Source organism: Bradyrhizobium sp. AS23.2 (assembly GCF_001908185.1).
Lineage (GTDB): Bacteria > Pseudomonadota > Alphaproteobacteria > Rhizobiales > Xanthobacteraceae > Bradyrhizobium.
The window spans coordinates 1-10,649 of record NZ_LGHM01000037.1 but is presented as its reverse complement, the minus strand read 5'-3'; the positions used below and the strand labels follow the sequence as shown (position 1 = coordinate 10,649).

Here is a 10,649-nt window from a genome sequence, read left to right as displayed (position 1 = left end):
CGCTCCTTGCGGCTACGATGAACCAGAAATCCTCCCTTCGTGAAGTCCCTCAATTTGTCTCAAGGGCTCTGACGGCGAACAGGCTTCTGGCTCACCATGTTTCTTCCGTTGTCGAGGCTAACTCACTTGTTTTCAGCGCTTACGGGTCGTTGGAGGCCAGGCCGGACATTGACGAATACCCCCTCAGGCGCCTCGGGCGGCGCTTCCGCGTCGACGCGGCCTGCACCGATCGACATTTCGCGGCTTTTGCTTCAGCCGGTCGCGCAAAGCTATTGCTCAGAATTCCGGCCGACCGTGCGCTCAATGCGTTCGCGCACAGCGGGATGTCAATCAGCTCTTTAATTGCGGTTTGTTGTCAAGCTTCCGTTTCGAGCTTGCCAATAGCACTACGGTAGCGCTCGCGTCGACGGAGCTGCTCACGGTTGCGGAGACGCGCGAGTGGGGCTGAGGCATTAGATCGGCCTATGGGTAATGCCATCGCTGTGGTCATGGCCCTTTCAGAGGTCGCGCAGCACCTCATCATGATGTCCGGCTGGGGCGCCTCAACGTTTCCAGCGGAGTGCGGATGAGCTGTCACCAGCCGACTGACCGAGGTCGCCACAACTGCCGTCCAGCAGGACATCACCGGCCGTTGGGAAGGGCCGAATTCTCGCAAGATAGGATCAGGCCGGCTTCGCTTGACCCCAATCGAACGATATTCCGTCGACCCAGATGCAGCGGAGGAGGACAGCGATCTGCCGTGCGACGGCGACCTTCTTGTTCATGCCGATCCGCTTGGCTAGCTTCATTCCCCAGGTCCTGAGGGAGGACCATTTCCTCGCCCGATAAGGCAGAACGGTCGCCGCCTTGAATAGGTGGGTTCGGAGAAAACGAGTCTCCCCATTTGCCATTGATTATCAGTTTCGCCGGACTGATTGCGCCGAGGCGCGAGACCAAGATAGGTCCCGACGCTCGATGCCGATCGGAAGCGCGACCGGTATCGATTGTATGGCGGAACATCAAGGCCGCCACCACGCCGACACCTCATCAGGCGACGTGTCGTTCATCCGACTTTGCCAACTGCCGGACTTCGTGGTCTAACCTGCTTTGTTGCTCACAGATCTGCTCATGGTCGACAGCAGCGGCTCGATCGCACCGAGAAGCTAATGATCTTCGACCAACAGCTCGCGGGCCAGATTGGCAAACTGCAGTCCGATCGCGCGTGGGAGCAGCCCTATTCTTGGCACCGTCGAGACCAGGTCCGTGCCGAGGAGAATATGCCTTAGATCGGAGATGCTCGGCACGGTGACCACCTGGTTGAGCGACAGGCCGCGTTCATCGAGCGCTCTGAGGTAGCCTGAGCGCCAGGTGCCTCCATAGGTGACGACGCTGTGGCTCGCCTTGACATAGTCGTTGACGCCCAACCTCCGGCCAGCGAGCAGGTGGCTCTTGCGCATAACGCACACATACTGGTCATCCAGCAGATGTCGATGATAAAAGTTCTCCTCCTGAATCATAGGGGCCAACAAGAAGATCGGCTTCGCCGCGTTTGAGCGATCCCTTTCGCACGCGCCGTCTTGATTTCCAGCAGCAGGCGCGGCGCCCGGCACCTGATCTCAGCGAGGGTACGCGGCAGAATGATCGAGCGTTCGTAATAGTTGCAGGCGATCGCGATCTGCCCGGACGCGCTTGCGGGATCGAAATCTGCCGACTGCATTAGTCCCTCGAAGCCCTCAAGCAGGTGGCTGGTACACTCAACGATCTCGATACAGCGAGGCGTTGGCACGATCCCGCCATGCTGGCGCACGAACAGCTTGTCGTGGAACGCCGCGCGCAGCCGGTCCAGCGTATAGCTAGTCGTCGATTGGTTCGTACCGAGCACTTCGGCGGCCTTCGAGAAGGAGCCCAGTTCCGACACCAGGCGCAAAGTACGGATCGCAGCAAAATCAATCGCGAGCGGATCCCAATCCTTTGCCATTTCCTTGAGTCCCTCCTCGCGCAGACCAAACCACCGTATCGAAAGAGTAGATAACGGCTATCAACTCTGTCCGATTGTTCAAACACTATTGCCAGCGCAATCTGCTCGAAAATGGGAGTTAAAGCGGCAAGCCCGCGACGATAGCCTCAACCATGGAGAGCCCATGAACGCACCCAAACCTTTTCCGCTCAATGCCTGGTACGCGGCTGCATGGTCCTATGAGATCGCCCGCGAGCTTTCCGCCCGCACAATTTTCGGCCAGAACGTTGTGCTCTACCGCCGCACTGATGGCCTCGTTGCGGCACTGGAGGATGCCTGTTGGCACCGGCTTTTGCCGTTGTCACTCGGACATCTCAAGGGCGACGACGTGATGTGTGGCTATCACGGGCTGGTGTTCAATTCGGCCGGCCGCTGCTCCTACATGCCCGCGCAGAACACGATCAATCCGTCAGCCTGCGTGCGTGCCTATCCGGTGGCTGAGCGGCGTCGTCTGGTCTGGCTGTGGCCCGGCGATCCAGCGCTGGCGGACCCCGCCAAATTCCAGATTTTCATTGGAACGACGGCACAGAATGGGTCGGCAACGGCGGCACGTTCTATCAGCGGAAATCCGGTTATCGCCTGATCGTTGGCAACCTGATAGACCTCACGCACGAGACCTATGTGCACGCGGGCAGCATTGGCGACGAGGCGATCACGGCAGCGCCCTTCAATGTGACCCACACCGAGAACACGGCGGGGATGACGCGCTGGATGATCGACATCGAACCACCCCCGTTCTGGGGCCACCAACTTGCACGCGCGGGCCGTGTCGATCGCTGGCAGATCGTGACGTTTCAGGCGCCGTCGGTGGTCGTCGGAGACGTCGGCGTGGCACTGACCAATACCGGGCGCCGCAAGGCGACCGATCGCACGGCGTCAGCAGTGCGTTTTTGGCGGCGATCACACCGGAAACTGAGACGATGTGCACTACTTCTGGAACTTTGTCCGAAACTATCGCAGAGATGATGTGCACCTAACGAAAGAGCTCCAGCTTGCCCATGTTAATGGCAGGGCAGGGGTCTACGATCAGGATCACCGGGTGTTGGAGGCGTAGCAGGCTGCCATCGACAAGAACCCGCGCTCTCCCTTTTACGATCTCAACATCGATGCGGGCGCGCTCTGCGCACGGCGGCTGATCGACCGGATGAAGGCTGACGAGCAGGTCCCCGTGATCGCTAACGTTGCGGCCGAGTGAGTGAGAAGTCATGGCCAAGCCGACAGAACCGATTAGCGCACGCCTTCGCGCCACGCGCGATCTCACTCCTAACGTCCGTCTAATCGAGATCGAGCCGGACTGTCCGTTGATCAAGGTAACGCCTGGCAGTCACATCGACGTTCTCGTGCCGACCGACACGCAGCCGCAGCTTCGTCGCTATTCATTGGTGGGACCTTGTGCGGACGGCTCTATCGCATCGCCGTCAAGCGGCCGAGCCGGGGTGGGTCTGTCGGCATGTGGCGCCTCAAGCGGGCGAACGACTCACGATCTTCGAGCCAACCAACAGCTTCGAACTGAGCTACGACCGGCCGGACTACCTGCTGCTGGCCGGCGGCATCGGCATCACGCCGATTTGCACGATGGCGCTGGCACTGAAGCAAGCCGGTACGAATTCCCGCCTGCTCTATGCCGCACGCAGCCGTCGGGACCTCGCGCTCGCGGACGAGCTTGCCACTTACATCGGCGAACGACTTCAGCTTTTCGCCGGTGAAGAGCGACGGCGGATCGACATCGGCGGCGAGATCGCCCAACTAGACGCGCGTGGTGCGTTCTATGTGTGCGGCCCGTTCGGCATGTTGGAGGCGGCCAAACAGCTTTGGAGGCAAGCGGGCAGACGCGCGACGCACCTTCGCTACGAGACATTCGACAATACCGGTGGCCTCGCGGACACCCCGTTCAAGATCAGAGTTCCCCGATTGGGCCCGGAAATTGAAGTGCCTGCCCATCGCTCGATGCTTGAGGCGCTTGAAGCAGCCGGCGTCGACATGATTTTCGGTTGCCGTCGCGGAGAATGCGGTCTTTGCGTGCTGCCGATCCTGGAGGCGTCGGCTGAGATCGATCATCGCGACGTGTTCTTCAGCACTGAAGAGCGGGCGACAAACAGCAAGCTCTGCACCTCCGTGTCGCGCCTCGCGCGCGGTTATGTAACCATCGACACGCCTGATCGAATGCGGATCGGGCATCATGGTTGCGACGCCCGCGCGCTGCCGTTTAGGACTCGCTCCAACAAGGCCTGCCTGATCTACTCAGGCGGGATGATCGTTCGGTGTGGCGAGAGGGCATGCCCGGGCTTAGTGTAGTCTCCTTTCAATCGCTGCGGCCAGAGCGCAGAGCCGCGCGCGAGCTGTCGCCGGCCAGGCAACAAGCACCGAGCCGTGATCGGCCGCTCTCCGCAATGGTCATCAGCTGTTTGGCTTCGTTAGAGCTGCTTGCGGAGCTGTCCGCGAGAACTGGCCATGCGTTCGGCGAAGAGCGAGAGTACTTGGTCTTGGAGCTTTCAGTCTAACGGCTGCTGAAGGCCCCTGACCTGATCACGGCCTGGCTAAGGATCCGCAGGTTTGGCTGATGGTGTCACAATCGGCACTTTACCGCGAGACGATCCTGACTAGATCTCATGTTGAGCGGCCTTCGACGACCGGTCCTCCGCCTCGGCAAACCGATAGGGTGAGATGCCGCTATGCACCGTGGTCAATAAGGACTTACAGAACGCAGGTGTGAGCTTGCCGCGGTGGACTATGACGTTCTCGCGACCCATAGCAGCCCGCGCGTTCTGCCACTGCTGATTGAAGCCGCGCTGTTCGTTGGACTTGACGTGGCAAGCGGCAAAGTCGGCGTCATCCAGCGTCGCCAACTGGCCCGCATGTACCGGCCGCTTCGTATGGACGTGCACCCACATCGGACTCGGCATTGCACCATTGCGTAACGCCTTGGGTTGCAGCTTGATCTCAAAAAGCGCCCCTGGCTCTCCCTTTAACGCGCGCGGTAGATCCGCAGGCGCCAATTCCTTGGCCGCCAGCAAGTGTTCAAGGTATTTCTGCGACGGAAAGCCGTAGGTCTTCATGCATTCAATCTTAGTCGACACCTTCCGCTCGTTCAAAGCCTTGGCCAGCCCCTGCGCCTCGGATCGCATAATATTGAGCCGGACTAGTTTGTCGTGCACTTCGCGCACTTGCGCGGGCGTGAGCAGGACGCGTCGACGAGGTTCCTCTAAGACAGCCACACAAGCCTGCATTTCGGCGGCCTGAGTCTGCAGAAGCTCGATTACGGAATCCACGACGTGGTCGGCGTCCTCGGGTCTCATCTGGCGGGCTTGCGAGACTGCCTTTTGCTGACCAGCCAGATCAAAGTGCAAAAGTTCGTCCAAACGTTTGAGGAGTTGCGTCAGCGTCTCCATTGATGGCGGGGCCTGCCAAATCGCCAAGTGTGCCGTGGCCGACGATGACGCCCTCGCATGCGCTTCCTCCGCGCTCACGAGCGTCTTCGTCCCTAGATCCGAGAGCACGACGACCTTGGATGCTGGCGCCGCGACCTTGTCGGCCGAAGCGACCTCCGCCTGCGTCTGCCCGACCGCAGAACTCCCGGCGTCAGCAGCCGGTGTGCGCTTGCCTTTCCCCTTCCTGCGCGCTGTCGTGCCTTCGGCCACTACAACCTTGCCGGTCGTGCTGGCCGGTGTCGCAGCCGCAGCGTCGGCCGTAGCTGCAATGGTGGCCGGCGTCTTCGGCTGCAGTTGCACGAAGCGCATGACGTCGTGCGCAGCTACCCAGGCGCCTTCCTCGATCTGACCCAACAAGTCCAATGGCAGGTCGGCACCTGTTCCGGCATCGCTGAGTTTGGAAACAATGTCGTGCAAGCCCAACGCAAATTCCGTAAGCCGATCCATGACTCCTTCCAGAACGGCGCAGTGCGCTGCGTCGAGTGCGCGTCCTTCGTTGTTTAGAACAACGTCGGACGTCGAGACGAGCGCCGGAAAAACGTCCCTGATGAAGGTTCCGAGCAGACGCACCTGTCCGTTCTCAGCCATGAGGATTTCCCTCATGGCTGGTTCGAATGTGCTCGCGTGAGGCCCAATCTTGACCCGCGCGAGAGCGACCTGCTGTTGCAGATGGAGGCACTTCGTGTGCACCGCCCAACCGCTGTGCAGCCGCAGTGTGGCCTGTTCAGCCTGCCGCATCTCGACCGTTGTACTTGGCAAGTTGGCGGTGGCGACGCATACCCATTGCATGTGTTCGAAGCGCAAAGCCTTCTTTTCCCACCACTCCATGCAGGCCGCATAGTACCTTGCTACACCGGAAGCCGCTCGGCTCACCTGGTCAAAGGGAACGCCCAATAGGACAAGCTGATCGAGCAAATGGGCCGCACGCGTCCTTTCCTTCTCCAAGTCGCGGATCGTCTGGCTGCCCAGGTCGTTGCATTGCTTCCCCGCATCGAGCACTTCGTCGCGGAGACGGCGGGCCTGATCGTCGGACAAAATGCTACGCGCCACATGCCGGGGCAGCCTCGCGTAGTACTCCAAAACGTTTGAGCCTGCCTTGATCAGCTGGTCGATCCGCTCTTGTGCCTCCGACAAGGTCTGCTTCTGCCTGGCCGCATTGCGGCAAGTGCCAAGCTCCGCAAGCAGGCCGTCCATTTTCTGCTTTGTTGCCCTGATCTCGTCGCCCGTCGAAAAAATGGGGACTGCCATACCCGAAGTTCGCGGCTGGCTGACCGCCGGCGACGCTCTATCCTGAGACCCAGAGCGCATCCGCTCTACGACGGAATCGAAAGATTGGGTGCCTTCACCAGCGGCGAGAGTTGATTCCGACCGGGAACTGCTCGATTCCCACGTCCCGTCGGCTCCAGGAGCCCCAACGTGCGATTTGCCAGGTCGGCCAATGCCCGTCATATTCCAACTCCGATCCACGCGAGAATGCCAAGGCTATTTAGATAGACGGCTTGGCTGACGATCAGCTGACGAACGGCATTCTCCCGGATGCACAGATAAAACAGAATCAGCATGGCTCCCAATTCCCTAGAGTACGCCTTGGTTTTGGGTTTTCTGGTCTGCAGATACGCCTCCTGCTTCGCAAGCTGGCTGTGAGTTCGCGGCCCAACATGACGGCCAGCTCGCATCGATCCCGTTCGAGCTCGAGCAGGAGCCGGAATTCCACATTGGGGGGCGGCGCCCTCTATTCGACCGCGCGCGACTACATCAAGTTCACCCAGATGATTCTCAACAAGGGCCGCGGCAACGGCAACCAGGTGCTGAAGGCGAAGACTGTCGCGACAAAAGAACCATATTTGGTAAACTCGCATGGGCAAGATGACGACTGCCGCGCCGCTGTACACAAACGACGTCGATCTCTATCCGGAGCAGGTGAAGAAGTGAGGCCTCAGCTTGATGATCAACACGGCGAAGACCGCTGAAGGGCGCAGCGCAGGCAGCCTCGACTGGGCGGGCCCCGCCAACACCTAATTGCTGGATCGACCCGTCGCGCGACGTGGTTCACCATGCTGGCTGGACATAGGTCAGCATGGATCGACAAGCTTTTTCTTTGATCTTCGCAAGCGTGTCATGGCCGCGATCAGGGGCGGATGTCCCTCGATCAAGCCGCCAAGCAATTTGGAGTCGCGATCAGCACGGCAATTGCCTCGATGAAGCGGGTTCGATGAGACCGGCAGTGTTGCTCCGGCAGAGGAGCGGTCACAAGCCGACGGCGGAGAGACCGGCATAAAGCCGTTGGCGAGATGCGCCTACCGATTTGGGTTCTCCAAAAGGCCGAGCGCTAAGAGGTCGGCAGCCATGAAGACGGCTAGCCGCGCCGCTGTCAGCGCGACGAACGTCCGCGAGGGCGCCGACCTCGAGATCCCTATTCGCGCGGAGCCGGCAGTCACCCTCGGGTTGCCGGACAGCGCGGACGAACCGCCGCATCGGCATATTGATTAGCATCAGTTCATCGGAGCGACCAAGTCAGACCTCCTCCGCCGCAGTTTCAGCTCGCGATCGTGACCTCGTAGCCATCCGCGCCCCCGAACTCGCGCGCGCTCAACTTTGCCGCGGTGGAAGCCGATCTGTCCCCCGCGTTCGGCCCAGCGGGGGGGGCGCGTCGGATAGCGACCTCGGCGCGGCCCGCAGGGCGCCGTCACGCCCCCAGAACCGATCGAAATTCCCGCACTTCCGCCAACGCTTCCTCACAGTCCCCGGTTGCTGGCCAAGCGGCCACTGTGTCATCTCTCGTCATGGCATTGTGCGTGTTTCGGCAATTTCCGGACAGCGATTTCGGTAATTCGCGGACAGCGATTTCAGTAATTCCGGGACAGGGATTCCGCTAAATCGCGGACAGTTGCGGGAGGTTGTTTTTCGGGAGCGCCGTTCAGGCAATGTTCTCTCTCAAGCTGAGTTTGAGAGAGGGCAATGCCGAGACGGAAGCAAGCGCAACGGACCACTGTGAAGGACCTACGATCGATCCTGAGGCTGACGTACGAGCAGGGCCTGTCGGTTCGGGCGATCTCGGAACGGCTGCAAATCAGCAAGACCTCGGTTGCCAGCTACCTGCTGCGGGCGCGTGAAGCTGGCTTGAGCTGGCCGCTGCCGCCGATTTACGAGAGCGAGGCGGCGTTACGGCGGGCCTTGTTCCGGCGGGGCGGACGGCCGCCGCAGGCCCTGAGTGAACCTGCGTGGCCGCGGGTGGCGCAGGAGCTCAAGCGCAAGGGCGTCACGGTGACGCTGCTTTGGCAGGAATACCTGACGGCGCATCCCGACGGTTATGGTTACACCTGGTTCTGCGAGAAGTTTGATGCCTATCGGCGCCGGGCGAACCCGACCTTCCGCCACCGCCACGCGGCGGGTGCGGTTAAGCAGACCGACTATGCTGGCCCGACGGTGGAGGTGAACGACCCGCAAACCGGCGAGATCCATCGGGCGCAGATATTTGTCGCGGTGCTCGGGGTCTCGTCGCTGACCTTCGCTATGGCGAGCTTCGGTCAGCGACTGCCAGATTGGATCGAGGGCCAGACCCGAGCCCTGTCGTACTTCGGCGGAGTTCCCAAGGCGATCGTCTGCGACAATCTGAAGGCCGGGGTCGTCAAGGCGTTGTGGTTCGAGCCGACGCTCAACCAAACCTTTGCCGCCATGGCCGAGCACTACGACACGACGATTTTGCCGACCCGCAGCCGCAAGCCGCGCGACAAGGGCAAGGTTGAAGGCGCGGTGCTGATTGTCGAGCGCTGGATTCTGGCGCGGCTGCGCCATCGGCGGTTCTTCAACCTGACCGATCTCAATACTGCGATCGGCGGTTTGTTGGAGGAGCTGAACAATCGGCCGATGCGCCAGATCGGCAAATGCCGCCGGCAGCTGTTCGAGGAAATCGAGCGCGAGGCGCTGGCGCCGCTGCCGAGCGAGCCGTTCGAATACGCCGAATGGAAAACGGCGAAGGTCCTCCCCGACTATCACGTCGAAGTCGACAAGATCTTTTACTCGGTGCCGCACCGACTGATCGGCCGTCGGGTGGACGTCCGGCTCACCTATCGAGCCGTCGAGATCTTCCAGGATCACACGCGTGTCGCCAGCCATGTGCGCCGTTCTCAGCGCAGCGGCCATGTCACCGTGAACGAGCACATGCCCAAGGCCCATCGGCGCTACGCCAATATGACGCCGGCGAGTTTGTCGGCGTCAATGCCGCCACGCTGGTCGAGCGGATGATGCGCGAGCGCCCGCATCCCGAGCAGGTTATCGCTCCGCCATGGGGATCATCGCCCTGGCGCGGCGCTACGAGCGCGATCGGCTCGAGGCGGCCTGTGAGAGGGCGCTCGCCATCAACGCGATCAATTGCTCCACCGTGAGCGCCATTCTCAAATCTGGGCTCGACCGCGCGAGCCCTGCCACCGAGCCCATCAAAGCCACGCCCTCCCACGCCAACATCCGTGGCGGCGCCTATTATCAATGAAGGAAAGGAAGATCGTGATGCTGATCCACCCGACACTCGACCAGATGCAGGCCCTCGGCCTTGCCGGAATGGCGGACGCCTACCTGCAATTGGCCGAACAGGACAATGCCACCGATCTCAGCCGCGACGAGTGGCGCGGCCTGATGCTCTACCGCGAAGCCGCCATGCGCGCCGACCGGCGCCTGACCAATCGGCTGGCCACAGCCAAGCTGCGCTTCGTCGACGCCTGCATCGAAGACGTCGACTTCGCGTCCCAGCGGCCTTGACCGGCGCAACACCCTGCAGCTGGCGCAAGGCGCCTGGCTGAAAGCCCATGAGAACTTCATCATCACCGGCCTGACCGGGACTGGCAAAACCTGGCTGGCGTGCGCCTTCGGATGCCCGGCGGCCAGGCTCGATCATACCGTCCTTTATTTGCGTATGCCGCGCCTGTTCGAAGACCTCGCCATGGCCCGTCTCGATGGTCGCTTCCCGCGCCTCATCGATAAGCTCGCACGTGTCCAGTTGCTCATCCTCGGCGACTGGGGCACCCACACCCTCAATGACCAGCAGCGCCTCGATCTCCTCGAAAACTTCGAAAGAGCGCTACAGGCGCAAATCACCATGATGATCTTCCCCCGAAAAAATGGACAGGGTTAAGCTGCTTTTAGCTCCATCTCGATCGGGCTGATAAAGCCGATGGCGGAGTGACGACGAGTTCGATTGTAGAAGCCTTCGATATAGGCAAAGATATCCC

Annotated in this window: 3 protein-coding genes and 8 pseudogenes; 6 read left to right on the top strand and 5 right to left on the bottom strand. The window is 61.0% G+C overall.

From position 1 onward, the window contains the following. Positions 1 to 395 (top strand): annotated as a pseudogene (locus AC630_RS46185) (hypothetical protein); the annotation flags it as partial. A gap of 267 nt (positions 396 to 662) precedes the next feature. On the opposite strand, the pseudogene AC630_RS48245 reads toward AC630_RS46185, so the two are convergent. The 3 genes and pseudogenes from AC630_RS48245 to AC630_RS08435 all read right to left on the bottom strand — a co-directional run. Beyond that, positions 663 to 1,217, bottom strand: a pseudogene (locus AC630_RS48245) (transposase); the annotation flags it as partial. A 6-nt stretch (positions 1,218 to 1,223) separates the two neighbouring features. Then, positions 1,224 to 1,496 (bottom strand): annotated as a pseudogene (locus AC630_RS46175) (LysR substrate-binding domain-containing protein); the annotation flags it as partial. Continuing rightward, on the bottom strand, positions 1,493 to 1,957 hold the full coding sequence (locus AC630_RS08435) for a LysR family transcriptional regulator (protein WP_074118025.1): 465 nt from the start codon (positions 1,955 to 1,957) through the stop codon (positions 1,493 to 1,495). The gene AC630_RS08435 and the pseudogene AC630_RS46175, both read right to left, overlap by 4 nt. 163 nt (positions 1,958 to 2,120) lie before the next feature. On the opposite strand from AC630_RS08435, the pseudogene AC630_RS08430 reads away from it, so the two are divergent. After that, positions 2,121 to 3,191, top strand: a pseudogene (locus AC630_RS08430) (aromatic ring-hydroxylating dioxygenase subunit alpha). Between the two features lie 257 nt (positions 3,192 to 3,448). Then, a complete protein-coding gene (locus AC630_RS08425) occupies positions 3,449 to 4,291 on the top strand; it encodes a flavin reductase family protein (protein WP_074118024.1) in 843 nt (280 codons plus the stop codon). Between the two features lie 305 nt (positions 4,292 to 4,596). Here AC630_RS08425 and AC630_RS08420 read toward each other — a convergent pair whose 3' ends face one another. Continuing rightward, positions 4,597 to 6,873, bottom strand: coding sequence for a T3SS effector XopP-like protein (locus tag AC630_RS08420; protein ID WP_074118023.1), 2,277 nt, complete (start codon positions 6,871 to 6,873; stop codon positions 4,597 to 4,599). A gap of 199 nt (positions 6,874 to 7,072) precedes the next feature. Here AC630_RS08420 and AC630_RS08410 point away from each other — a divergent pair. Then, positions 7,073 to 7,471, top strand: a pseudogene (locus AC630_RS08410) (1,4-butanediol diacrylate esterase); the annotation flags it as partial. A 268-nt stretch (positions 7,472 to 7,739) separates the two neighbouring features. Here the strand turns inward: AC630_RS08410 and AC630_RS46785 are convergent. Then, positions 7,740 to 8,209: pseudogene (locus AC630_RS46785) on the bottom strand (IS256 family transposase); the annotation flags it as partial. A gap of 173 nt (positions 8,210 to 8,382) precedes the next feature. Between AC630_RS46785 and istA the strand changes: the two are divergent. Then, positions 8,383 to 9,913: pseudogene (gene istA, locus AC630_RS08405) on the top strand (IS21 family transposase). After that, positions 9,910 to 10,552: pseudogene (locus tag AC630_RS47750) on the top strand (ATP-binding protein). Before istA ends, AC630_RS47750 begins: the two co-directional pseudogenes overlap by 4 nt. Positions 10,553 to 10,649 lie beyond the last annotated feature (97 nt).